The following is a 24827-nucleotide window of genomic DNA, read 5'->3' on the forward strand; positions in this document are numbered from 1 at the left end:
ATATACACACACACTTTATCAAAAGGGGCGAAAAAGTGAGAATAGGACGTTCTCTTAAAAAGGCTAAAGAAAAACCTACAACCTATGGCAACTTATCCGACGATATAAATGAAAATGTAATGAGATTAATGAACGAGCTCGGGCACAGTTCAGATTTGTCTGTTCGAATGATTGAATCTCCACACCAAAAATCGGTAAAGGCAGCTGTAATCCACCTTGACGGTTTAGCTGATGCAAACATCATTAATGAAAACATAGTGGACCCATTAATAAAGTGGTTTAAAGAGAATGATCAAATATTGACAGAGATAGAAGAACGAGCTAGCCATATCTTAACGGTATCCCAATTAACCGTTAAAGAAAGTTGGCAGGAATTCATATCAGCGATTTTAACAGGAGATACAGTTGTATTGGTGAATGGCAGTACAAAAGCAGTCATCGCCAATACGAATAATCAGCCATCCCGTGCCATAACTGAGCCGACAAGCCAAACAGTAATTAGAGGACCAAAAGATAGTTTTACTGAAAATTTAAGAACCAATACGTCTTTAATTCGTGCTAGGATTCAAAATCCTGATGTACGCTTAGTAAGCTTGAAAATCGGAAACGTCACTCAAACGGATATTGGAATCATGTACATTCAGGGAATCGCGGATGAGAGTATCGTGAAGGAAGTCAAAGAACGAGTAAAGGGCATTGATATTGATGGGGTTCTTGAATCGAATTACATTGAGGAATTAATTCGGGATGATGGAACAACCATTTTTCCGCTTCTTTTAAATACGGAACGACCTGATGCGGTTGTAGGAAATTTATTAGAGGGTAGAATTGCCATCATCATACAAGGAACACCTTTTGTTTTAATCGTCCCGGCTGTTTTCTCTCAATTTTTTCAATCTCCGGAAGACTATTATCAAAATCAATATATCAGTTCCTTTTTAAGGTTGTTAAGATTAGGAGCCTTTTTTCTTGCTACGTATGCATCCTCTATCTATTTGGCACTGATTACTCATCATCAAGGGCTTATCCCTACAACTTTAATCGTCAGTCTAATGGCCCAAAGGGAAACTGTTCCCTTTCCAGCAATTGTCGAAATACTGGTAATGGAAATGGCCTTTGAGGTTTTGCGTGAGGCAGGAGTTCGGATGCCAAGAGCGATCGGGCCGGCTGTATCAATTGTAGGAGCACTCATTTTAGGACAAGCAGCTGTTGAAGCGGGATTTGTGGGAGCGGCAGTGGTTATTATTGTAGCCATTTCTGCAATCAGCAGTTTTACACTGCCGAATACCAGTCTAGTTAATGTGACTCGTGGAATTCGATTTATGTTGCTATTTATTTCAGCATTCATAGGCTTATATGGTATATTGCTTTTCACTTTATGTATCTGGCTTCATATGAGCAGCCTGAGGTCTTTTGGTGTACCATATTTTGCACCATTTGCTCCATTTCGTTTCAAGGAGCAAAAAGATGGTTTTTTTCGATTCCCACTACCATCACTATTGAAAAAACCATCGAGAAAATAAAACTCGGCTAGAAACAATTGGAGATGAAAAATGAAAATAAATAGTTCAATTTTATGGATAGCAGCCATTTGCTTATTGATTTCTGGGTGTTCAAATTATCGAGAACTAAACGAGCTTGGGGTCATTATAGGGATGGGAATCGATAATAACGACGATCCAAAAAATCCCTATAAAGTAACCTATCAAGTCATTAATCCAAGCGGGCTAGCTCAAACCAGCACTTCCGGAGGTAAAGGTCTTGCCGTCATCAACTATACCGTAACGGCAAAAACGATACTTGAGGCTTATGCAAAGGCATCAGCCATTATTCCTAGAGAAAGCAATAATTCACACCTTTCGCTCATTATTATCGGTGAAGAGTTAGCACGAAATGGTCTTGATTTATTATTTGATGCTATCGATAGAGGCAAAAATCAAAGGGTAAGTGTCCCGATCTTTATTGCTCGCGGGAGGACTGCTGAGTATTTGCTTGGTGTAATAGAACCACTTGAGGTCACTCCAGGTAAAAATATCATTAGCACTACTAAAAGTGAGCAAAACGAATATGGATCTTCTAGTGAAGTTTTATTATATGAAACCATTTCAGAACTTATGAGTGAAGGGAAGGATGTAGCACTTCCCGGAATCAGAATAAGGAATGATTCAAAAGAGGCAAAACAAATAAGCAATTTTGAGACGACTGCCCCAACTTATATAGAGGCGAAAGGATTAGCTCTATTTAGAAAAGGAAAAATGGTGAGATGGCTTGATGGAGAAACGGCCAGAGGTGTTCAGTTTGTCACATCGGAACTAAAAAGGACAGAAGTTGTGATACCTTGTAGTGAGAATGAAAGTGCCACGATCACGGTAATCAGAGTAAAAAGCAAAATGAAAACAAAAATCAATCATGAAAAACCAGTGATTCATACTAATTTGAATGTAATGGGAGAAATGATGCAAACATCATGTGACCTGGATATGAGCGATCCGAAGTTGTTAAAAGATTTCGAAAGAAAAATGGAAAATGAGCTAAAAAAGCAAATTACAAGGACGATTAGCATCGCTCAAAAAGAAAAGTCGGACATTTTCGGTTTTGGAGATTCTTTATCAAGAACAAATCCGGATTATTGGCGTAAGCATAAAAAAAATTGGGATAACCTATTTTCAGATGCGGAGATATCTATGAAGATTAACGTTGACATTATTAATTCTGGAATGCGAATGGAACCTTATAAGCCGAAATAAAAAATGAGGAGGTGAGAAGACATTGCCTAAAATAAAAATTGATGGACTTCAGTTATTTTGTATGATGGTCATTTTTATGTTTGGCAGTAATTTACTGCTTGATATAGGAAAGGGGGCCAAGCAGGATGTCTGGATTGTGAATCTCTTATCAACCCTTTTTGGGTGTTTACTGTATTTCGTGTATATTTCATTATATAAAAAATACCCTGACTTACCTTTGACCGGCTATGTCCGAAAAATTTGGGGTAAATATATCGGCGGTGTGTTCAGTTTTGGTTATATCATCTATTTTGTTTATCTGGCTTCAAGAGTGTTACGGGATTTTGAAGAATTATTAATTAGCTCCACGTATAGACGCACTTCCATTATAACGCTGGGGATATGCATGATATTTGTTTTAATTTATTGTGTTCACCTAGGGGTGGAAGCATTTGCACGTGTTGCATGCTTATGCTTTGCCATTATTATCGTGACCCTTTTGATTCTGAACATTATGTTTGTATTAGGAGGATATACAAAATTGGAAAACCTTCAGCCTGTATTAGGCAACGGATGGGGATTGGTATGGAAAGAGTTGATTCCTACAGGTATCACCGTACCTTTTGGAGAATTGATTACGTTTACGATGATCCTTCCGTATTTGAATAAAAAGAGCTCTGCTGTTAAAGTTGGCCTCTTTGCGATAATTATAGGTGGAGTTTCTTTAACTCTTAATTCAATCATTCTTTTGTCCGTATTAGGTCCAGAGGCGGTATTAAGGTCTAATTTCCCTGCTCTTACAGCTGTGAGTTATATTAATATCGCTGATTTTATTGAAAGACTGGATTCGTTCATTCTTGTTTTAATGATCATTTTAGGCTTCATTAAGATTTCGATCTTTTTCTTTTGTGCCATTATTGGCGCAGCGGACTTATTTCAAATGAAACCATCTCCTATATTCATTTATCTGGTTGGCGGTGTTATTTTCATCTCTTCGATTATGATTGCTCCTAGCTATCAGGCACATATAAATGAAGGGTTAAAAGTCGTCCCTTACCTTTTGCATCTACCTTTGCTCATTGGAATCCCCATTCTATTATTGCTTACCGCATATATAAAACAAAAAATGAAACCAGCAGTTTCATGAAGAGGGAGGCTGCCGGTTTTTGATTGCTGAGAATATAATCAAATATAGAAAGATTACAGTGAATAACAAGAGCAGAAAGTAATCTTCTCCACGACCTACTATCAAATATTGTTTGATGCTATAGAAAGAGTGCAATATATTCAAGCCCTGCAGGTTGTCGAGGAGTATAATAAGTAAATACGTACCTAACAAAATTAACAATGATGGTAGCGCTCTCATGACAATATCACCTCATTCTTTTTTCTTAAAGTGTGGTTAATACTTTAAAAATATGCACGAAGTCGTAACAGAAAGGCATTTTAGTATACGTTTCAGGGGATGCTTGTCCATTTTCATCCTTATATTATGGAATCTTATGCTTGTAGAATTTCTTTCCAGGCCATAAAATGGGAGTATCAAGATTGTCAAGGAGTGTAAAAATGAAGCTAAAATTAATGACCATTACTTTAGGAGTCTGTTCATCTTTAATACTTTCTGGTTGTTCAAGTGAAGAGAAAAGCGTTGTACAAAAAGAAAGCAGTCATGAAGGACATTCCGAACATACGGTATCTGGAGATCTTCAGGAAGAGACCAGCAGTAAGGAAATAGCACCGGATTTCTTAGCCGAAAAACCAGAAGACATGAAGACAATCTATTTAGCTGTTGCTCAACATAAAGATTTACTAGAAAAAATACCTTGTTACTGCGGTTGCGGGGAATCAGCTAACCATAAAAACAATTATGATTGTTTCATCCATGAAAATAAAAAAAATGGTGAAGTGGTCTGGGATGACCACGGGACTAGATGTGGAGTTTGTTTAGAAATAGCTGCACAATCCATACTGGACTTGAATGATGGTATGAGCATCAAGGATATCCGGAATAAAGTCGATGAAAAATATAAAAGTGGATATGCCAAACCAACACCAACCCCTGAAGTGTAAGGACAAAAAAAGAAATGAAATTCTACCGTGAAAGATAATCAGGAAAATGGCTTTTGCCCGATATTCATTGGGAAAATGCCATTTTTTTATTTTCTTGGCGTGATGGATTCTTTCACATATATAATATTGGTCACTAAGGGGAATACTTCCATTAAATCTTAAAGGAGGTAACCATTTGACATTAATTCGCCTAGGTTATGTAGCCATGAGTAATCATGTGCCAAACTGTTCACCATCCCAAACGATGACTTTTGCTCAGTTTTCGAAAATTAAGGACAGAGATGCAGCGATAAGGAAGCTTGAACGTATTTCAATTTCCAATCTTCATAATTGTTGGCGTTTACTGATCCATAACGAAGCTAATAATATTCAGTTTTTTAGACTTTCTTCTAAACTTATCCCTTTAGCCAATCATCCAGAAATTCCAGAATGGGATTACATTGATCCTATTGCAGAAGAACTTGCTAAATTAAAAACATTCATTACTGATCACCCAAAAATAAGGATAGATTTTCACCCAGATCATTTCGTCATCTTGAATAGTTCAAATATCGATATACTGAAGACATCATTAAAAACATTAAGGATGCATTATGCTTTATTGAAAAAAATGGGGGTGGACCCCGAGCATCGCTGTGTTCTGCATGTTGGTGGCGGTTATGGCGAACATGTACAGGCTTTGGAGCAGTTTATCCATAATTGGGGGTTGATTCCCGAATCAATTCAAAGGATGGTCATACTTGAGAATGATGATACCACCTATACTTTGTCGGAAACCCTTTACTTATGTGAGAAATTGGGGATTCCCATGGTTTTTGATTATCACCATTACCTCGCACATCAGTTACCAAGTGAAAATTGGAAAGATCATTGGGGCAGGATCTTACATACCTGGAGCAATTCCAAACTACCTCCTAAAATGCATATTTCAAGTCCAAGGTCCGATAAAGAATTTCGAGCACACGCTGACTTTGTGGATACAGGAATGTTCATTGATTTTTTGCAACAAATAAAGGGAAGCTTACCACAATTGGATTGCATGATTGAAGCTAAACAAAAGGATGGAGCACTTTTTCAGTTGATGGATGAACTGAAAAGTTACAAAGAAATAGAAATCATTGATGATGCCAGTTTTTATATTCATTAATCAATCGGTATGATTTGATAAAGAGGGTATGCATAAGTTTCTCTTTATCAAATGCAATTGTTTACATAACATAGTTATCGTTAACTTGTGGAATGCTTAATAAATGGAAAGGGAAGTCATTATTGATATTGATAGGATGATTAATATTTTATACATTATTTTACAAAAGTCTTAATGATGACAAAAAAACGACCTTCATATTTGGGTTTTAAAGCTATTGTTTGAAATACATAGAGTCTTTATTCCAGATTGAATTAAAATCGCTCTATGAGGCTATATAAGCGTTTAATGGCGGTTAATAGATTATAGGGGTTTCACAGAAGAATTTACAAGAATATTCCGAATGTAACAAAGGGCCTCTATTGATACATTCGAAAACGCGTTAAATCAAGGTTTATAAGGGGATTGAAATTTATAAAACTTGCCTTTTTTTCGCCTGTTCACGTACAATGATAGTAGGGGAAAGGGGAATGAGCCATTCATGCAAGCAACCTCTCAAAGAATTAAAAATGTTCAGCCGATACGCCGGCTGGATCACATAGATAAGATGAAAAAGTCACTATTAAAATATTGCAGCTATAGGGATTATATGATGTTTTCCATCGGGATAAACATCGGGTTACGTATAGGGGATTTATTGCAATTGAAAGTGAAAGATATCCTTGAGGGCACGCATATAGTCATTGTGGAGCAAAAGACAGATAAAATTAAGCGGTTCCTTGTCAATCCTCAACTTCGTAAGGAAGTAAGGAAATATGTCCGGAAGATGAACTTGAAAAATGAACAGTATTTATTTCCAAGTCGAAAAGGGAAAGGTCCAATCACTAGGGTACAGGCCTACCGGGTCTTGAACAAAGCAGCTGAAATGGCAGACATTCCGGATGTCGGTACACATACCCTTCGAAAAACTTTCGGCTATTTACATTACCAAAAATTCAAGGATATCGCGTTACTGCAGCAAATCCTTAATCACTCCAATCCAAAAGATACGATGATTTACATAGGACTCACACAGGATTTAATGGACGAAACATTGATGGATTTCTATTATTAACTGAACGGGACGAGTTACAGCTCTCCTGTATTTCTTAGTATTTTTATAATGGTCACCATAGTCCTACAATGGGAGGTATTCCAGTGCAAACATTATTTCGATATAACTGTCACTGAGAGTTTTGAAAAATATAAGAGTTTGGATCAGGTAATGAAATTGGATGCTGTTTTTCGGACGGAAGTGAATGACTTTGTATACAATTGGAATGAGGTTATGGAAAATAAATTATTTCATGATACTATGCCAGATGGGAAAATCGTAACAGATACTTGGGGTGAGATAATGCGGCATGTCATTGCTCACGAAATTCACCATGTAGGACAAATATCAGTTTGGGCAAGGGAAGCAGGGAAAAAGCCTGTTTCTGCAAACCTTATTGGACGGGGACTTATCTCATCCGAATGACTTACTCAAAAAAAGACTATTGTATTTAAATATATATAAGAACAATTAGTTGCCTAAATATAAAGCCTGTATCTTAGATTACCGCGTAATCATTGATACAGGCTTTTTTTATACTCCTTCTTGAACTAACGCACCCGATAGCTTAAGTGAATTTCTTCACAAAATTAACCTTTTCATGTTTCCCTATCCCCTATAAAAAACAAAAACTGCCAACAGGCAGTCGAGAAAAAAATTACTGTTATAGTTATAACAAAATATTAGATATTTTCTGAGTTAAGTATTCCACTCTAGGCAAAATTAATGAATCATCTACAGTAGAAAGCATTTCTGGTTTAAAAAGTTGTATTTTCCTTAGCTTATAAAAATCCAAAAGTACTTGTTCAATAGTCCAGTGGTTTTTCATTAAATATTTTAAATCCAACATGCTAAATAACATCTTATCCTGTAGTATTAAAAGCCTTCCATTCACTTCATTAAATATGCCTTTTTGAACTCCTTCATTATAAAAATTTAGTAACTGTTTCTCACGAATTTGGATTGTTTCCCAAAGTTTCTTATACATTAACGGATAGGTGATCTGAAGTTCTTTAAGAAAGTCATCCGTGATTAGTAGTGCGAGTGAAACTGATTGCTCAAATATTTGTTGAAACTGGGTTGCATACCTTGTTTCCTCTTTCGGTAACTCTGTAGACATTTCTTCAATATACTGAACATAACCATCTGTAACTTTATGGAATATATCTTCTTTATTAGGAAAGTATTTATACAGGGTTGCTCTGCTTATATCCATAATTTTCATAATATCATCCATACGTAATGTTTGAAATCCACTATTTCTTACAGTTGGCAGCAGTTTGAAAATAAGTCTATCTTGTATTTGTTTGAATTTTTCAGTTGTCATATTGTCATGAGCCACTTTAATTCCTCCCTACTTTTACATTATACCAAAAACAACTTACAAATTATACACAACAAATTAAACATACAAAATTAATCTTTTTTGTTTATTTAGTATTTATTTCATGCTACACTGTCTTTGTAATAAATTTTCACCCAAAGGGGAGAGATTTTATATGAAAACAAGAAAATTAGGCAATAGTGATTTAGAAGTTTCAGCTATGGGATTAGGTCTTATGGGGATGTCACCTGGAGTTTACGGTGTTAGCGATGACGAAGAATCAATTAAAACCATTCACCGGGCTTTGGAGCTTGGAGTTACTTTTCTAGATACCGCAGATACTTATGGTAATGGGCATAATGAAGAACTTCTCGGTAAGGCATTAGCGGGGCGCAGAGAAAAAGCTATTGTAGCTACTAAGTTTGGTTCCGGAGATAACTGGGAATTTTTGGGTGGACATCCTGACTACGTAAAAAAAGCAATTGATGAGAGCCTCAAACGTCTTGGGCTGGATTATATTGATTTGTAATATCAACATAGAGTAGATCCGAATGTTCCAATCGAAGAAACAGTTGGAGCCATGTCAGATTTAGTGAAGGCAGGTAAGGTTAGATATCTTGGTCTTTCTGAAGCAGGCGCAGACATTATACGTCGTGCAAATGCGGTTCATCCAATCAGTGCATTACAAACAGAATACTCACTGTGGAGCAGAGATATTGAAGAAGAAATTCTCCCTACTGTAAAGGAGCTTGAAATTACTCATGTGGCATATAGCCCTCTAAGCAGAGGTTTCATTACTGGGACACTACGTAAGTTTGAGGATTTCGAACCTAATGATATTCGCAGACATTTACCAAGATTCCAAGGTGATAATTTCAAAAAAAATGTTGATATTGTGGACAAACTTGGAAAACTTGCAAAAGAAAAGAACTTAACGGTTTCACAACTCGCAATTGCGTGGACATTAGCTAAAGGGGCATTGCCAATTCCGGGTACGAAACGAGTGAAATATCTAGAGGAAAATGTTGCAGCTATAGACATTCAGCTTACTGAAGAAGAATTAGCACAACTTGAGGAAATCAGCCCAGAAAATGCTGTACATGGCGGTCGTTATTAATAATTGAACATAACATACACATGTTTAAAATTTTCAGAATAATGCCTCGTATTTAATACCAACGAGGCATTTTTTATCGTTTTCCTTCTTCAATAAAACTGCCCCGTTAGTTGAAGAAGAAAATCAACTATCTTTATTTGTTAGCTAACTTTCCAAGTAAAAGGGCATTATCTCTTTTTAGTATTTTGTTTTCTTCATCCAATTCAGCTAACAATCATATAGTCTTTTTTTGTTGAGAAAAATAGACTCATTTTCTAGAGGGATAATTATCAACACATTATATTAGAAACATTTATGATGTAACAGCTACTAGTTACCATAATATTATTATGGTAACTAGTATGTCATCAACTGTAAACATAAAAGAACCCTATCGTTAAGATAGGGTTCTTTTTATAGCTTATTTAATCGCAATATGTATTTCCACTTTTCCATCAGGATAATATTTTTCGAAATCCAGACTATAATCCCTGTTCAATTTTTTTTCATCTTCCAACCGCCATATCTTTTTCCACGTTTCACCTATGGAATGTTCATCTTGTAGACAATCAAACACTTCGTAATCATGATCTGGAATGATCAATTTTTCATTCGATACAGGGATTTCGGTAGCTATAGATAAAGTATAATCTCCTCGATAGTTGCTTACGTACTGATGATAAATCCCATATTTCATATCATTTTCAATTGTATAATCATTTGTTTTGCCCCACAACGATCTAATTTTCTCGAAAAGATCTTTATCCGAGAAATTATTAGTCCGTATTTCGCCAATCAGATAGACTTCATTACTTATTAACTAGCAACCCCTCATTTGTATAAATTTGGTTTAATCACAAAAGATGAACAGCTAAAAACTTGTGAATTTTAAAGAAACGCAAAGTTATTTAAATAGTTGATTCTGATTTCACAGTTTCAAATTATTTCGGAATGGAAAATGAGATTTATGTTCATATGTGATGTTTACCTAATGTATTGTATCCAGTAGTTTTATAATTGGATACAATATAATTAATTTTCAGTATTGTAATCGCTTTATTTAGTTGATATAGTTAAAATTGTATCCAATATCGAAAGGTGGACGCTGAATTGGATAAAGCTAATTCGAATAAAGATAAATCAACAATCGTTAAAAATGTGACAAAAAGCCTCAGGAAAGCTATTTTGAATGGGACGTTGAAAAAGGGGGAGCGACTCATCCAAGAGGAATGGGCTGATCGCCTGGAAGTAAGCAGAATGCCCATTCGCGAAGCCCTTACACAGCTTCAAATGGAAGGGTTGGTGGAAATGGTTCCTCATAAAGGGGCAATTGTCACACCGATTACGCGGGATGATATTGAAGAAATTTATCATACAAGGTCTCTACTGGAAGGCCTTGCCGTGGAAAAATCGCTTCCTTATTTAACAAAGGAGGATAAAGAAAAATTAAAGGGAATTTTGGTTGAAATGGAAGGAATTCAGTTATCTGATGAAACCAATGAGCATTACATCATTTTGAATGCGGCTTTTCATGAAACCCTCCGAAAAGGGTGCCCATGGCCAAGGGTTCAAAAAATGGTAGAAACACTAGGGATATCACCCATTGCGCCGAATTTGCTGATTGACTATTACCCAGAAACGCAACGGGAACACCGGATGATATATGAAGCGGCACTAAGAGGCGATCCTGCAGAACTAAGGGCAGCAGTAGAATTTCACATCTTACGGACTAAGAACAATTTAATTACGTATATGGAGTTGCTGAATACTAAAAATCATCAATAAAAGGAGTGTTAATTGTGTATGATTTCGCAATTGTTGGTGGGGGAATTGTAGGATTATCGACGGGAATGGCACTTTATCAGCGTTTTCCTAATGCTAAAGTGGTAGTCATTGAAAAAGAAGCTGTTGTTGCAGATCATCAAACGGGGCATAACAGCGGCGTCATCCATTCAGGAATTTATTATAAACCAGGCAGTTTCAAGGCACGGTTTGCCCGTCAAGGAAGCAAATCAATGACTGAATTCTGCCGGATGCATGGAATTGAACATGATATTTGCGGGAAGGTCATTGTTGCAACAAAGCCAGAAGAGTTGCCTCTACTAGATGATTTATATTCACGCGGTTTGCAAAATGAACTAGCTATACAAAGAATCGGTGTGGATGAGTTAAAGGAAATCGAACCTCATGTTAATGGACTTGGTGCGATTCGCGTCCCGCAAGCCGGCATCGTCAATTATCGTCAGGTAAGTGAAAAGATGGCGGATATAATCCGGGGCAACGGCGGTGAGATTAAGCTGAATACAAAGGTGGAGAAGATTAACGAGGATTTTGATGATGTCATCATCGACACGAACAACGGTACCATAAAGGCAAGGATGGTCATTAATTGCGCTGGGTTGCACAGTGACCGTATCGCAGCAGCTGCGGGGTATAAAACTGATATGAAAATTGTCCCGTTTCGCGGTGAGTATTTTAAATTGAAGCCTGAAAAGCGCTTCCTTGTCAATCATTTAATTTATCCGGTACCTAACCCGAAATTTCCCTTTCTGGGGGTTCATTTTACGCGGATGATTAGCGGGGAAGTAGATGCCGGTCCAAATGCTGTACTAAGTTTCAAACGGGAAGGTTATAAGAAAACAGACTTCAATGCGAAAGATTTGACTGAAGTTTTAAGCTATAAAGGTTTTTGGAAGCTGGCTAGTAAATTCATGAAGGAAGGGATGGATGAATATATCCGTTCTTTTAGTAAAAAGCAATTCACGAAAAGCCTGCAGGAGTTAATTCCGGAAATTCAAGAGGATGATTTAATCCCTGCACCTGCTGGAGTCCGGGCCCAGGCGTTACAGGATGATGGTAATATGGTGGATGATTTTCATATTATCATGGGAAAACGGACCATTCATGTATGTAATGCACCATCACCTGCTGCAACAGCTTCGATCGAAATTGGAAAAGAGGTTGTTAACCGCATTCCGGAACAATCACACTTATTGGAAGCCGTATTAACAAAATAAAATTCGAGAGGAAGAAGTCACATGTTCAATGGTAAAACAATTTTCATTGCAGGTCATGCACGTTTACCTCAAGGAATGGCAGCAAAAAGTGTATTTGAAACATTGACGATCACTGCAGAAGTCGATGTAAAATATGGGGTTGTCCTTGAAGCTTCTTGTACACTGGCAACCGAGCATGGCCGGGAATTCATTGGGCGATTATTAAAAGGAATCAGTTTAAATGATGGTGTTGATGACGCGATAGAATCGATTCAATCTTATTACCGGGGGAAAGCAGCAAATGCATTGATTGCTGCCTTGAAGGACCTGGATCTCCATTTTCAGCAAATTAAAGCAGGAGAAAAAACGAAACTACCAAGTTAGGAATATAATTTATCAGAATAATTCGTAAAAAATGTTGACAATTTTACGAAAAAACGTTTTAATTGAATTAAGCCAATATTATGACATTAACACCTTTTGGAAAATACCTTTTCAGAATCGTGTAAAGATCTTAATGATTGGAAACAGGAAAAATAAATCATACATAAACTGCATATTCGCTGTGACTCTATTTGCATAGAGCAGTGAAGTGAATATAAGCCAGTTGTACAGTTGGATTCCTATTTTATTTGGGGTTCATGTGCGACTGGCTTTTTATATTTCCCGTTAACTTTGTCACCTATATTACAAATAACAGGAGGAATTATTCATGAGCATTGCAGAAAAAAAGAGAGCTAAGTTTGAAAGGAAAACAGAAAAATACGAGGTGAAAGTTCACCCTCAAACCAGCCGTTTATATCATATTGAAATTTCAAAAGAGGCAATTGCCGCTTTTTTAGAAACCGTATCGAAGGATAATCAGTCTGTTCAACATCTGGAATATACACCATATGCACGACTCATCGTTGCATCATATCTATTGGATCAAGTGGGGGAAGACTTTGGTGAAGTGCTTCGGAACATCGTTCATGATCGGGAATCCGGCGGCTTCACCCTAGGCTTGGAGGGTGTCACGGAAAATACAGATGAATATGTCATCTTTGCGACGGCCATTTCATACTTGTTGGGAACTCCAAACCATGATGCCATGTCAGGAAAATATTATGCCCGCTTTAGTGTTCAAGACACGGATAGCAGTGATTCATATTTGCGTCAGGCCTATCGTTTATTTACACTTCATACAGACGGAACATTTGTAGATGAACCAACTGACTGGTTACTAATGATGAAGATGATCGAACAAAATGCCCGCGGTGGCGAATCACGTTTATTGCACCTAGACGATTGGAAAGAGCTTGATACGTATGTTAATCATCCATTATCCAGCCAAAAGTTCACGTATAAGGCTCCAAAAAGCAAGAACATTGATCAGGAAATTGAAAGATTGACTTTCTTCAATCATAATAACAAACCTGGTGTATGTTTTATCGATCAATTTGTTTATCCTGAATCAATCGAACAAGCCAAATACTTACGCGATTTATCCAATTCATTAGAAAACGATGAAAGTGTACTTGAACTGGAACTGCCTGTTGGAGATTTAGTTGTCGTCAACAATATATTTTGGCTTCACGGCCGCGCTGCATTTGAAAAAGATCCGAATCTGAACCGTGAATTACTTCGCCAGCGCGGAAGATTCAATCAATAGTTTCATTTTGTAAACCCAAATGTTTTTTCATCCCCAAATACCATTTTTAAGATAAATTCTTTTCAACCCTTTGGTTGGAAAGTAATTTATCTTTTTTTTTTGGTTTTGTTAAAGAATAATGTTGTTATTTGATTTGCTCGAACGTTTGTTCTATGATGAACTAAAATCACTGAGAGCGAGTGAGTTTTAATGGCGTTAGCGAACATAATTAATACCATTGAACGTAAAGATACCGCTGCAAAGAGTGCGGTAAAACATTCACGGATATGACGAACCCTCCTCTTCACAGAACTTATATGCCTAGTAAATGGCTTCAGTTCATCGAATGTATGATTGAAGGGTATTCCCTTCGGAAAACAGCTAAACTCATTGGTGCTCATTATGTGACGCTTTTATATTGGAGGCATAAAATTCTAACTGCATTGAAACAGATGGATTTTGAACTTTTCGAAGGCATAGTAGAAATGGATGAAACCTATTTCCTCTATTCCGATAAAGGAAAACGGAATAACCAAGGTTGAAAACCAAGGTTACGCGGTGGTAGTTCGGAGTTTAGAGGAATAAGTAAGGACCAAGTATGCGTTCTTGTAGCCAGAGACCGCCAAAAGAGAACGTTTTCCAAAACAATAGGAAAAGGGCGTATTATAAAAATGAGTTTGGACGAAGCGTTAGGTTCCAAGCTATCAATACAAAATGTTCTATGTACGGATGCTTGGCGGGCGTTTATGACTTATGCCAAAGAAAAAGGAATTGATCTTCTTCGCTTTAAAGCAAATGGTAGGGAGCGAGTTAAAGGGATTTATCACATCCAGAATGTAAAAGTTATCACAGCCGTTTAAAGAGCTGGATGGAGCGTTTTAATGGTGTAGCGACTAAATATCTAGACCATTATTTGAGCTGGTTCCAATTCTTAGACACCATCAAACATATAAAAGATAACTTTACGATAACCAAAATGATTTTTGACAGTTGTTCTTTCTCAGTTAACACAACTTATGATAAACTATGGTTATCAGAATTTTCCAAATAACGGAACGTTCATTGTTTCGTTAAAGGGCCAGTTTAATTGAACAAGGAATTGGCATGACACCTTAATTAGTGAGCTATCTACAACAACACGCCGCAAATGAATTTTGACCAAAGGGATTATCTATTAAAGGGATTAAATTGGAGGGAATAGAAAATGGATGTAAAGACACTTTTGTTACAACAATGGGCAAGCTGCTTAGATGAAGAAGACTGGTTTCCACCACTTGAAAAAGTGCTTGAGGATATCACTTTTGAACAGGCAATTTGGAAACCAGCTGATGGGGCAATGAATTCCATTTGGGAATTAGTTTGTCATTTACTTTTCTATGAAAAGAGATTTCTGATGCGATTTCTTGGTGAAACAGCGAATGAACCACAGGCAGAAAATAATGAATCTACATTTCGATTACCAACTGAGACGTTAGAAAATTGGAAGGAAACAAAACAAGAATACTTTTATGTTCATCGTGAACTTGGAAAAATACTAGCAAAATCAGAACATGAAGATTTGTATAGACAGATCCCAGGAGAAGATAATTCATTAGTGCTTGAACTGAAGAGTTTAGCAATGCACGACGCATATCATATTGGGCAAATTGTATTCCTTAGTAAAATGCAAGGAGCTTGGCCAGGGAAACGCAGCTTTTAAAAAAGCTTCATTAGCTTTACAGTTATTCCATTATAGGGGGCTTTAATGGAATAAGAACGGGAACGTCCAAATCGGACGTTCCCATATTTTATACGAAAAACAACAATACTACTTAACAAAACCTTTTTAAAAAAACTGACCTAGGAAAGTTCCAGGGTCAGTTTTTTAATACGTTCATTAGCCAGATAGGTAATGATTTGGAAGTTATGTTAAAAGCGCACCTCTTACATCATACTTTTCTAAATCGATATCGATTTTTCTATCAAGTGCGAGGTTTGCCAATTGGGAGCCTATATAGGGGCCCATAGTTAAACCGGAAGCTCCAAGACCATTGGCTACGATAATTCCTTCCCAATTAGGTAAAGGACCAATAACCGGAAGGAATCCAGGCGTGAATGGACGAAATCCGACCCGCGCTTCAACAAACGTACTATCCGACAAGCCGGGAGCGGCATGCAGGGCCTTATTGAAAACTTCCTGCAGCCCTCCTGCAGTCATTCGGTTATCGAAGACGTCCGTATTTTCATGAGTTGCCCCAGCAACGATCTTATTATTATCGAAAGCCAAAAGATATTGATCACTGGGAGGCATGACCACAGGCCAGTTATTCGTATTTGTATTTGGTGCTTCCAGATGAATGATTTGAGCCTTTTGGAAGCTGACTTGAAAATTCACGCCCAGTGGTTTCAATAATTCCGGTGCCCAAGCTCCAGCACAAACAATCACTTTATCAGCAGGTATGATTTCATCTTCAAGTGTTACACCTGTCACATGTGCACCATTATATGAAAGTATAGCCTCACCATACATAAGTTTCGCACCGTTTTTTTGTGATGCCCTCAATAAGGAATCACGTAGCGCTCGTCCATCGACCCGAGCGGCACCACTCACGTGAACTGCTGCATATTCACTGGAAAGAGGCGGGAATAAGGCTTTTGTTTCCTCTGCAGAAAGTAATGTGATCGTCCCGATCTCCGGTGCATCTTCTTTCCGTTTTGCCGCTCGATTCTTCATGGCAATCAGTTTTTCTTCATCTGTATGTAAACTTATGGCCCCGACTTGGGCATATCCAGTCTCCGTTTCCCCATCCTGTTCAAGTTCTTCAATTAAACCCGGATAGAAAGCAGCTCCATTTTTAGCAAGGAGATACCAAGCTTGATTCCGCCTTTGCGAAATCCATGGGCACACGATTCCTGCAGCAGCAGAAGTTGCCTGTCCATCATCTTGGCGGTCTATAATAATCACTTCAGCTCCATTTTTAGCGAGCTGATAGGCAGTGGAAGCTCCTAGAATCCCTGCACCAACTACAATGATTTTTTGCATATTTAACATCTCATTTCTCTCTCATATATATAAACGCTTACCATTACTATATCGAAGACACGAAACGATTGCCACAGCCGATCTTGTAATTTCTTTCACAAAGTTATTTTATCTGTATTGAATATGCTATGATTGAAATTGCGAAAGCCTGAAAAGATATTAGGAGGACATAAAATGCTAAAAAAACAAATGGAATCATACATATCAAAATCCGTAATCGAAAACAAGGTTGAGTTGTTTAAAGAAGAAAGGGATTATGCAGAAAAGCATAAATTGATCGCTGATGATATCATAATAGTGGAAAAAGAAAATGCATCCCGTTTTACTGATGCTTATATCGAGCGCAGTAATAAAGAGAGCGAAGAATTGATTTCTGAAGAGAACTCTGCATTTTTATCACAACCGATCGGGTATTTGAAAAACAATAAAGAAGAATTCCTTTACTTTGAATCCAAATGGTTTGAATTAATCGGTGTTGAGGCACTTTCGTTGGAAGTGGATGATGTTTTCGGTACTTATAACGCGATGTTCGGATTGAAATTTCAGAAAAAAATGGGAGAAGTTTTAAAAACCTATTTAACAAAGGAACTTCAAGAAGGCATTGGATCATTCAGTGTAATGTTTAACCAGGGTGATGGGCTATGGGATGTGAATTTTGCCTTGGATAACGTAAAAGGTTTTCGAGAGGACATGTCATTGGAACAAGCTTTCAATTTAATTTATCATTTTCTTTTTATCCTTGTTCAAACAATCGAGGAAGATATGTAAAACGAGGAACCGCCATCAATTGATGGCGGTTTTTTTATTTCTTTAGCTTTATACAAGGCCTTAGCCACTGGATAATCTCCTTAGATTTATCCAATTGGCCATAAATGTAGATGATGATTAGAGGAACTGTAAATAATTCGTCGAATTGATTAATAATATACCTTTATTTAACAAACCTATCTGATTATTTCGAATTTGTGAAGTTGAAAGTTACATCGGAAGGAGAAGTTATACTTGCTGAATGAATTGAAAGTTACTCAAGTTACCATTCCAATGCCTTTTAGGTTGGACCATGTTCATTGTTTCCTGGCAGAAGGTGAAAAAGGGTGGACAATCATTGATACGGGATTAAATAATAACACTACAAGGGATATATGGAATCCCATTATTGAAAAACATGATATTACCGATATTATAATCACCCACTATCACCCAGACCATTTCGGGTATGCAGGGGCTTTACAACAATTAACCAGTGCAGATGTTTGGATGACAAAAGTTGAAGAACACGCGGGAACTACGTATTGGGAAGCGGATTCTCTGAATAAGCTTAAAGAAAATTATGAGGCATGCGGGATGGAAGACGAAATAGCTGTGGCCTTATCCAGTGACGAAAGCAGCTTTATGCCACAAGTAAAACCCTATCCTACAGTAAATCATCATCTTGACGAAGGATTGAAGCTGCGTTTTGGCAAATATGAGTATGAATTGATCATCACGCCGGGCCATTCAGATGGTCTGATTTCCTTATATAATAAGGAAAATAGTGTCCTTTTCTCAACAGATCATATATTGCCCAGGGTATCCCCTAATATTTCTTATTGGTTTAAGGGTTTAAGCAACCCATTGGAAGAGTTTTTTACATCTTTAAAAAAAATTCAAAAGTTGGACGTAGAATATGTCATCCCTTCACATGGGAAACCATTTCAAAATGCCAATAAAAGAATTGTTGAATTATTGGATCACCATCAGGACCGGTTGCATGTAATTCATGAAAACATGAAAGAGCCGATTACTGTTAAAAGTGCATGCAATATCTTATTTGGAAATCTGCCCATTCACGAAACTAGGTTTGCTGTTGGTGAAACATTGGCTCACCTTGAATACCTTCTTTTGAATGACCAATGCAGAAGGTTTAAACGTGATGGCAAATGGTATTATCAATCCATTTGAAATATTGAACATTGAATCTAGCTCATGTCATATGAGCTTTTTTTTTTGAATTAACAACGAAATTCAAACTGTCCCATATTCTAATTGATTTATAATAGTAAGAGGTCTGGTTTACATTATTTTGTAACTTATACAGCTACAGCCGCTACCTTGATTGATAAAGAAAAACCACCGCCCATCACAATTTGGGCGGTGGTTTTTTCATTGTCTGGCTCCTATTAGTCCCTTAACTTCTTTCATGATATCTTCAAGGGATGTAACTATTCCTTTATCGTCCTTATAGCTAATGTGCTTAGGTTGAAAATGAATAGGCGAATCCAAACCAGCAGCGGCTGAGATTCGAAATAATCCTTTTCTAAGGGTAACAAGAAAGTTGACCACGCGGTATTTCTTTTCATCGATGACAAGTGCCTTTTGCAATTCTGGATCGGTCGTTGCTACCCCGACAGGACAAGCATTGGATTGACATTTCATCGTCTGTATACATCCAATGGCAATCATGAAACCTCTTGCTATGTTAACAAGGTCGGCTCCCATGGCCAGAGCTATCGCTATTCTATCAGGCGTGAACAATTTACCGGAGGCGATGATTTTAACGCGATTGCGAACACCGTATTTTTCCAGGGTCGATACTAAAATCGGCAAAGCGGATTTTAGCGGTAATCCTACGCTATCTATCAATTCCTGATAAGATGCACCCGTGCCGCCTTCACCGCCATCCAATGAAATGAAATCCGGACCTTTCCCGCTTTCTTTCATATAGCTCGCAAGCTCTTCAACACTGTCATTGCCGCCAATGACCATTTTGATGCCGACCGGGATGCCAGTATGGTCCCTGATTTTTTCGATAAAATCGCACATGGATTTCACGTCATTGAATTGATGAAACCGATTCGGACTATCGATCGCTTTGTACGGAACGACCTTCCGGATCTCAGCGATTTCGGGATTCACTTTTTCAGCGTCGATATGCCCACCGCGAGTTTTGGCACCCTGAGCCAATTTGATTTCGAATGCTTTGACTTCTGGTATTTCACTTTTTCTTTTTAACTCATCCCAATCCATTTCGCCGACACTATCACGAACCCCAAACATGGCTGGACCGATTTGCATGATTATATCGACGCCCCCAATTAAATGATAAGGAGAAAGTCCGCCTTCCCCTGTATTCATCCACGTTCCTTTTGCTGCAGCCAATCCCTCAGAAAGGGCAGTGATTGCGTTCTTCCCCAAAGAACCATAACTCATGGCGGACATGCCGATAAGACCTTTTAAACGAAAGGGATTCTTAGTGTTTGGGCCGATGATCACGGCATCTTCATCATTCAATAAAAATGCAGAGGATACTTCATCTCCCCATTTTTCTTCTCGCTGTGAGAAAAGCGGATCTTTCATTAGAATGTATCTTTTAGTCGTCACTTTTGTTTCTCGATCGTATTTTTCTTCTTCGGCCAATTTTGGAAACATGCTATTCTTAACAAAGAAGCCTTCTTCATCAAAATCCCGTTTTGAACCAAAACCTATGACATCCCGTAAATATTTTGAACTTTTCACCATATGTTCATAGTCATCCCGGGAAAAGGGTTTTCCTTCATTATCACTGTTAAACCAATATTGCCGCATTTCAGGGCCGATTTTTTCCAGAAAGTAACGTATCCTCCCAAGCACTGGGTAATTTCTTAAAATTGCATGATGCTTCTGCATGCGGTCAAAGAAAATCATATAAAGTAATAGGAAAAGCAAGACAATGATGATGATGAAGATAATGGAAAATCCAAGGATAATTAAAATATTTGCGATACCACTCATCCAATCCCTCCTGATATGGAAAAAAATCATGTAATGTTAATCTACTCGGTACCTCGATCAATTATACAGAATTCCAATGCAAGGTCTTAATAGGGATAGAAACGAAAAAATTTAAATGAGCAGTCTTATTTCACAATTTTCTTCAACGATTTTTTTAATGGGTATTAAGGGAATTACGATTTATATGTATTCTTTTTGCACATTCCCCGATATTTAAGTTACTTAGGAAAAATCGGTGCAGAGTTTCAAACCATGGAGGATGAGGGACCATTATTTTATTATAGCTAAAAAATTAAATACTTTATGTCATACTAATTTTCATATAGTTTGGACGATGATTAACATATTCCCTAAGATTATAATTAAATTAATATTAAAATAAATTAAAAGGGGACCTGAGAATGAAAATTGTCATTGCGGGTAGCGCTACCAACGACGCCGGCGTTGGAATGATCCAGGCTTTGGGAATGAGGGCATTTGATGCAGTTGGTAATCCGCTGGGATTCGTGGAGCCGAACTGTCGCGCATATCAGAAATAAATACGGAGGATTTTGATCCAAGAATAGCAGATTCCGAGTTTTTGTTTGCCTCGGATGTTCAAAATCCGTTAGTCGGTCCGGAAGGGGCATCAAGTGTATTCGGACCCCAAAAAGGGACGACTCCTGCCATGGTTGAGATGCTTGATAAGGCTATAACATCATGGGCTGATTTGGTGGAAGTCAAGACAGGCATTCACCTGCATGATAAAGCTGGTGCTGCAGGTGGAATCGGAAGTTCATTTCAAGCCTTTTTCCATGCGGAAACAAAAAGGGGCCTCGATATTGTTATGGAATATACGAAACTGAGTGAAAAACTATACGATGCTGATTGTGTCTTTACCGGTGAGGGCCAAATCGATTACCAAACAGCTTCAGGAAAAACACCGATGGGAGTTGCACAAGAAGCGAAAAAGTATGGTATTCCCGTATTCGTTTTTTTGATCAATCGGAACTGGTATTGAAGCTTTATATGATTATGGAATAACAAGTGTTCATAGTCTGGTGAAAGCTCCAATACCTTTAAAGGAAGCTATGGAAAGAGGAGCTGAATTTTTGGAGCTTTCAGCTGAACAAGTAATGCGGACCTTTTTGGCAGCGAATAAAAATAGGGGGTAATCATTGTTTGTTATTTATTGTTTTGGTTATTGCGTGTTCTGGCGACAACCAAATGTAAGCTTCATCCGTTCTTATCGTTACTTCTAGGCACTTTATTAGTGGGTTTTGCCTCTGGAATGCCTCTAAATCAGATTGTGGAGAATATTAACGGCGGTTTTGGCAGACTGATGACAAGCATTGGACTTGTAATCGTTTTCGGTACAATAATCGGAACATGGTAATAATGGACAATCGGAGAGGCGTAAAACGCTTCTCTTTTTTATGCTTTCAATAAATCATATTTTCATTTTTATGTTGGTGTAAGAACTAAAATAGTGTATGATGCATAGTATAAGGTATGGTGTACGTCACATAGTATAGAGAAGAGGTGATTGGATGAGCAATTTACTGAATTCATTAACAACTGAGCTGCGGAGAGGCACTTTAACGCTAGCTGTTCTAAGTCAGCTCAAAACCCCCCAGTATGGGTACTCGCTTGTCCAGCGTTTAGAGAAGTCGGGAATTACCATTGATCAAAGTACTTTATATCCTTTGCTTCGCCGCCTGGAAAAACAAGAATTGGTGACCAGCAGCTGGGATACTTCTGAAAGTAGACCGCGCAAGTATTATTCTTTAAGTGATTATGGGGGAGGAATTTTCATTCAGTTAAAGCAGGAATGGGAAAAAACGTCGCAAGAGCTTTATATATTATTAAAAGGAGAGGAAGAAGATGGAGCTGATTGAACTTTATATTCAGGAAGTGACTCGCAGGCTGCCAGAAAAAAGTCGGGAGGATATTGCGCTTGAGCTTCAGTCAACAATCGAAGATATGCTTCCGGAGAATCATACGGAGCAAGATGTAAAAGCGGTTCTATTAAAATTAGGAGATCCTGTTACACTGGCAAGTGGTTATCGTGATCGCCCGATGCATCTGATTGGACCACGTTATTATGATGTATATATCAGTCTGTTGAAAATGATTTTGCCCATCGCTGCAGTTATATCACTAATCGGGTTAGTAGGGGATAATCCGTTTCGGGATATGGGGGATAATACGGTTATGGACGCGGTTCTCACCATAATCGGGAAAGCGATAGCAGGTATCATCAGTACTGGTATCCAAGTGTTTTTCTGGCTAACGCTTTCATTTGCCATTTTAGAACGCATGGATACTTCAAAAGACCAGTCTCCTTTAACGAAAGATTTGAAACCATGGACACCGGAAAACCTAAAAGATATTCCGAACATTTCAAAGAAAAAGGCCATTCATATGATCGAGGTCTTTGCAAGTTTGTTAGGTCTTTCTGTATTTGCGGCCCTTTATTTCAATGCAGCAAACCTCCTTGGCGTCTATGAAAAAAGAAATGGCAGTCTCATTTTTGTGACACCTTCTTTCAATCAACAGATATTGAATTCCTATTGGCTGCTGGTTTCTTGCGTCGTAATCTTTGGAGTGATCTTGGCCATATACAAATTATTCTTGAGACAGTGGACTCTGAAACTTGCTTTTTTCCATGCCATTTACCAGCTGCTATCCACTCTGACTTTCATCATCATCATCAGTAATCCGAATTTATTGAATCCGGAATTCATTGCATACGAAATGACATTGTTTTCAATTGATGATTCAATTGATGAATGGAAAAACTCGATTTACTGGGGGCTTATATTCATCACAATCTTTTTTGCCGCCTACGATTCCTATCAAGGCTTTCGAAAAGCAAAAATCCGTTAAGGCACAGCATCCTTGCTGTGTTTTTTTGTATGAGGGTTTAATTGGTAAGTGGGGAAGGGAGGGAGATAAATCAAAGCTGTGAGCTGATACGAAGGCACTACTGGATATTTCTCAAGTACTAGCGGGAAACAAAAAAACCTCATATGTTATATAGTTTATAGCTAACTATACGACATATGAGGTGTGGCATTTAACCCATTTTTTTATTGAACTGCATCGAACTGATTAACTTTCCACTTAGATCCGGACTTATAAAAGGTAACAGTTCTTTTTACTGATTCACCGTCGACTGTAGGTACAGTTAAATTGTAGGATCTTACGTTTAATTTTTGATAGACTAATTTAATTTTTGCTTTTTTCCACTCCAACATGCTGTCGCCGTCTCCGATAGGACGGGCTAATTTCCCTTTATGGGTAATGTAGTTATATTTATTCAGGCCTTTTTCAACTGCATTATTGGTAAATGTCTCTGCTAAGTAGTTAGTCAATTTAGCTTTTGTATTGAATTCTTGGCAAAGGTATGAATACTCTGTCCCTTTATAATTGAATGTTTTTTGTGAACATGAACGATTAGTGTACCCATGTAATGCATTCCAAAAATGTTTGCTGGCATTATCGGCTATCTTTAATGCATTTACGTTTGATAAATTCTGTGATGTGGTTTGTGCGGTAACTTGAGCACTCAATGTGAAAAATAGAATGATAATGAATAATAGCATACCTGAAAATTTTTTCATACTTAATCTCCCCAATCCCTAATAGGATACTTATGTAACGAAAGTTTAATTAATATTACAATTGTTACATTTATATTACAACATGATTGGCATAAGTAAAAGAGAAATATTGTTAATTTTTAAATATAATTTTAGTTTTCATTAAATATACATAAATTGTTCACTTTATTCTTTTTGAAAGGAGCGTTCATCAGTTGTAAAATGAAATGGTGATATGGAAGGACACCTGCTGTTACATACTTCATATTCCACTAACTGGCCTATTTAAAACCCAATATTTAATTCTTTTGCAATATCTGGACAAGTTAATTCAATATATTTTCATTTATATCAATATATGTGCAAAGAACTGAAATTTCCCGGTTATAACCCTAAAATAAAAAAATAAATGTTTGACAAACTTTCTAATCTTACCGTATGATAAACAA

At 37.5% G+C, this 24827-nt stretch carries 24 protein-coding genes and 3 pseudogenes; 21 read left to right on the plus strand and 6 right to left on the minus strand.

Features of this window, described 5'->3' with window-relative positions:
- Positions 1-35: 35 nt before the first annotated feature.
- Genes QUF94_RS13570 through QUF94_RS13580 form a run of 3 tightly spaced genes read left to right on the plus strand, consistent with a single transcriptional unit; the run spans position 36 to position 3873 of the window.
- Entirely contained in the window at positions 36-1523 is a 1488-nt protein-coding gene (locus QUF94_RS13570) for a spore germination protein (RefSeq protein WP_289316323.1), read from the plus strand.
- A gap of 30 nt (positions 1524-1553) precedes the next feature.
- Positions 1554-2747 carry a Ger(x)C family spore germination protein gene (locus QUF94_RS13575; protein ID WP_289316324.1) on the plus strand — a complete coding sequence of 398 codons (1194 nt, stop codon included), beginning with the start codon at positions 1554-1556 and terminating at the stop codon, positions 2745-2747.
- A gap of 22 nt (positions 2748-2769) precedes the next feature.
- Complete coding sequence (locus QUF94_RS13580; protein WP_289316325.1) at positions 2770-3873, plus strand: GerAB/ArcD/ProY family transporter; 1104 nt, start codon at positions 2770-2772, stop codon at positions 3871-3873.
- Here the strand turns inward: QUF94_RS13580 and QUF94_RS29065 are convergent.
- Positions 3868-4092 carry a YczF family membrane protein gene (locus QUF94_RS29065; RefSeq protein ID WP_483313651.1) on the minus strand — a complete coding sequence of 75 codons (225 nt, stop codon included), beginning with the start codon at positions 4090-4092 and terminating at the stop codon, positions 3868-3870. The genes QUF94_RS13580 and QUF94_RS29065 overlap by 6 nt on opposite strands.
- 200 nt (positions 4093-4292) lie before the next feature.
- Here QUF94_RS29065 and QUF94_RS13585 point away from each other — a divergent pair, with 200 nt between their 5' ends.
- The 4 genes from QUF94_RS13585 (at position 4293) to QUF94_RS13600 (ending at position 7402) form a co-directional block, all read left to right on the plus strand.
- Positions 4293-4796, plus strand: a complete 504-nt coding sequence (locus tag QUF94_RS13585) for a PCYCGC motif-containing (lipo)protein (protein ID WP_289316326.1) — start codon at positions 4293-4295, stop codon at positions 4794-4796.
- Between the two features lie 175 nt (positions 4797-4971).
- The gene (gene uvsE, locus QUF94_RS13590) at positions 4972-5943 is read left to right on the plus strand and encodes a UV DNA damage repair endonuclease UvsE (protein WP_289316327.1); all 972 of its coding nucleotides are present in this window, start codon (positions 4972-4974) and stop codon (positions 5941-5943) included.
- Between the two features lie 481 nt (positions 5944-6424).
- Positions 6425-6997: a site-specific integrase gene (locus QUF94_RS13595; protein ID WP_289316328.1), complete on the plus strand. Its 573-nt coding sequence runs from the start codon at positions 6425-6427 to the stop codon at positions 6995-6997.
- Entirely contained in the window at positions 6998-7402 is a 405-nt protein-coding gene (locus QUF94_RS13600) for a DinB family protein (RefSeq protein ID WP_483313686.1), read from the plus strand. It begins immediately after the preceding gene.
- A 244-nt stretch (positions 7403-7646) separates the two neighbouring features.
- Here the strand turns inward: QUF94_RS13600 and QUF94_RS13605 are convergent, their stop codons facing one another.
- On the minus strand, positions 7647-8318 hold the full coding sequence (locus QUF94_RS13605; RefSeq protein ID WP_289316329.1) for a TetR/AcrR family transcriptional regulator: 672 nt from the start codon (positions 8316-8318) through the stop codon (positions 7647-7649).
- A 157-nt stretch (positions 8319-8475) separates the two neighbouring features.
- On the opposite strand from QUF94_RS13605, the pseudogene QUF94_RS13610 reads away from it, so the two are divergent.
- Positions 8476-9417, plus strand: a pseudogene (locus QUF94_RS13610) (aldo/keto reductase).
- 400 nt (positions 9418-9817) lie between these two features.
- Here QUF94_RS13610 and QUF94_RS13615 read toward each other — a convergent pair.
- Positions 9818-10213, minus strand: a complete 396-nt coding sequence (locus tag QUF94_RS13615; RefSeq protein ID WP_353957809.1) for a GyrI-like domain-containing protein — start codon at positions 10211-10213, stop codon at positions 9818-9820.
- Positions 10214-10506: 293 nt separating this feature from the next.
- Between QUF94_RS13615 and QUF94_RS13620 the strand changes: the two genes are divergently transcribed.
- From QUF94_RS13620 to QUF94_RS13645, 6 genes and pseudogenes are all read left to right on the plus strand, one after another.
- Positions 10507-11181, plus strand: coding sequence for a GntR family transcriptional regulator (locus QUF94_RS13620; RefSeq protein ID WP_289316330.1), 675 nt, complete (start codon positions 10507-10509; stop codon positions 11179-11181).
- 14 nt (positions 11182-11195) lie between these two features.
- A complete protein-coding gene (gene lhgO, locus QUF94_RS13625) occupies positions 11196-12413 on the plus strand; it encodes an L-2-hydroxyglutarate oxidase (protein ID WP_289316331.1) in 1218 nt (405 codons plus the stop codon).
- 21 nt (positions 12414-12434) lie between these two features.
- Positions 12435-12776 carry a DUF3870 domain-containing protein gene (locus tag QUF94_RS13630; protein WP_289316332.1) on the plus strand — a complete coding sequence of 114 codons (342 nt, stop codon included), beginning with the start codon at positions 12435-12437 and terminating at the stop codon, positions 12774-12776.
- Between the two features lie 328 nt (positions 12777-13104).
- Positions 13105-14043, plus strand: a complete 939-nt coding sequence (gene glaH, locus QUF94_RS13635; RefSeq protein WP_289316333.1) for a glutarate dioxygenase GlaH — start codon at positions 13105-13107, stop codon at positions 14041-14043.
- Between the two features lie 227 nt (positions 14044-14270).
- A pseudogene (locus QUF94_RS13640) lies at positions 14271-15073 on the plus strand (IS1595 family transposase); the annotation flags it as partial.
- A gap of 153 nt (positions 15074-15226) precedes the next feature.
- Positions 15227-15721, plus strand: a complete 495-nt coding sequence (locus QUF94_RS13645) for a DinB family protein (RefSeq protein ID WP_148358009.1) — start codon at positions 15227-15229, stop codon at positions 15719-15721.
- Positions 15722-15925: 204 nt separating this feature from the next.
- On the opposite strand, the gene QUF94_RS13650 is transcribed toward QUF94_RS13645, so the two are convergent.
- Positions 15926-17044, minus strand: a complete 1119-nt coding sequence (locus QUF94_RS13650) for an NAD(P)/FAD-dependent oxidoreductase (RefSeq protein ID WP_289316334.1) — start codon at positions 17042-17044, stop codon at positions 15926-15928.
- A gap of 174 nt (positions 17045-17218) precedes the next feature.
- On the opposite strand from QUF94_RS13650, the gene QUF94_RS13655 reads away from it, so the two are divergent.
- Both QUF94_RS13655 and QUF94_RS13660 read left to right on the plus strand, forming a co-directional pair.
- The gene (locus QUF94_RS13655) at positions 17219-17812 is read left to right on the plus strand and encodes a branched-chain amino acid aminotransferase (RefSeq protein WP_289316335.1); all 594 of its coding nucleotides are present in this window, start codon (positions 17219-17221) and stop codon (positions 17810-17812) included.
- A 234-nt stretch (positions 17813-18046) separates the two neighbouring features.
- Complete coding sequence (locus tag QUF94_RS13660; protein WP_289316336.1) at positions 18047-18985, plus strand: MBL fold metallo-hydrolase; 939 nt, start codon at positions 18047-18049, stop codon at positions 18983-18985.
- A gap of 201 nt (positions 18986-19186) precedes the next feature.
- On the opposite strand, the gene QUF94_RS13665 is transcribed toward QUF94_RS13660, so the two are convergent.
- Positions 19187-20794 (minus strand): FMN-binding glutamate synthase family protein, encoded by a 1608-nt coding sequence (locus QUF94_RS13665; protein WP_289316337.1) that lies wholly within the window; start codon positions 20792-20794, stop codon positions 19187-19189.
- A gap of 449 nt (positions 20795-21243) precedes the next feature.
- Here QUF94_RS13665 and QUF94_RS13670 point away from each other — a divergent pair.
- From QUF94_RS13670 to QUF94_RS13690, 5 genes and pseudogenes are all read left to right on the plus strand, one after another.
- Positions 21244-21794 (plus strand): annotated as a pseudogene (locus QUF94_RS13670) (glycerate kinase).
- A gap of 40 nt (positions 21795-21834) precedes the next feature.
- Positions 21835-21948, plus strand: a complete 114-nt coding sequence (locus QUF94_RS13675; RefSeq protein WP_289316338.1) for a hypothetical protein — start codon at positions 21835-21837, stop codon at positions 21946-21948.
- A gap of 17 nt (positions 21949-21965) precedes the next feature.
- A complete protein-coding gene (locus QUF94_RS13680) occupies positions 21966-22169 on the plus strand; it encodes a GntT/GntP/DsdX family permease (protein WP_483313652.1) in 204 nt (67 codons plus the stop codon).
- A gap of 154 nt (positions 22170-22323) precedes the next feature.
- Entirely contained in the window at positions 22324-22671 is a 348-nt protein-coding gene (locus tag QUF94_RS13685; RefSeq protein ID WP_289316339.1) for a PadR family transcriptional regulator, read from the plus strand.
- Positions 22658-23662 carry an HAAS signaling domain-containing protein gene (locus tag QUF94_RS13690; protein ID WP_289316340.1) on the plus strand — a complete coding sequence of 335 codons (1005 nt, stop codon included), beginning with the start codon at positions 22658-22660 and terminating at the stop codon, positions 23660-23662. The genes QUF94_RS13685 and QUF94_RS13690 overlap by 14 nt, the downstream gene beginning before the upstream one ends.
- Positions 23663-23865: 203 nt before the next feature.
- Here the strand turns inward: QUF94_RS13690 and QUF94_RS13695 are convergent, their stop codons facing one another.
- Complete coding sequence (locus QUF94_RS13695) at positions 23866-24399, minus strand: IseA DL-endopeptidase inhibitor family protein (RefSeq protein ID WP_289316341.1); 534 nt, start codon at positions 24397-24399, stop codon at positions 23866-23868.
- Between the last annotated feature and the right edge of the window lie 428 nt (positions 24400-24827).

The sequence above is a fragment of the Peribacillus sp. NJ4 genome (genome assembly GCF_030348345.1).
In the GTDB taxonomy this organism is placed as follows: domain Bacteria; phylum Bacillota; class Bacilli; order Bacillales; family DSM-1321; genus Peribacillus.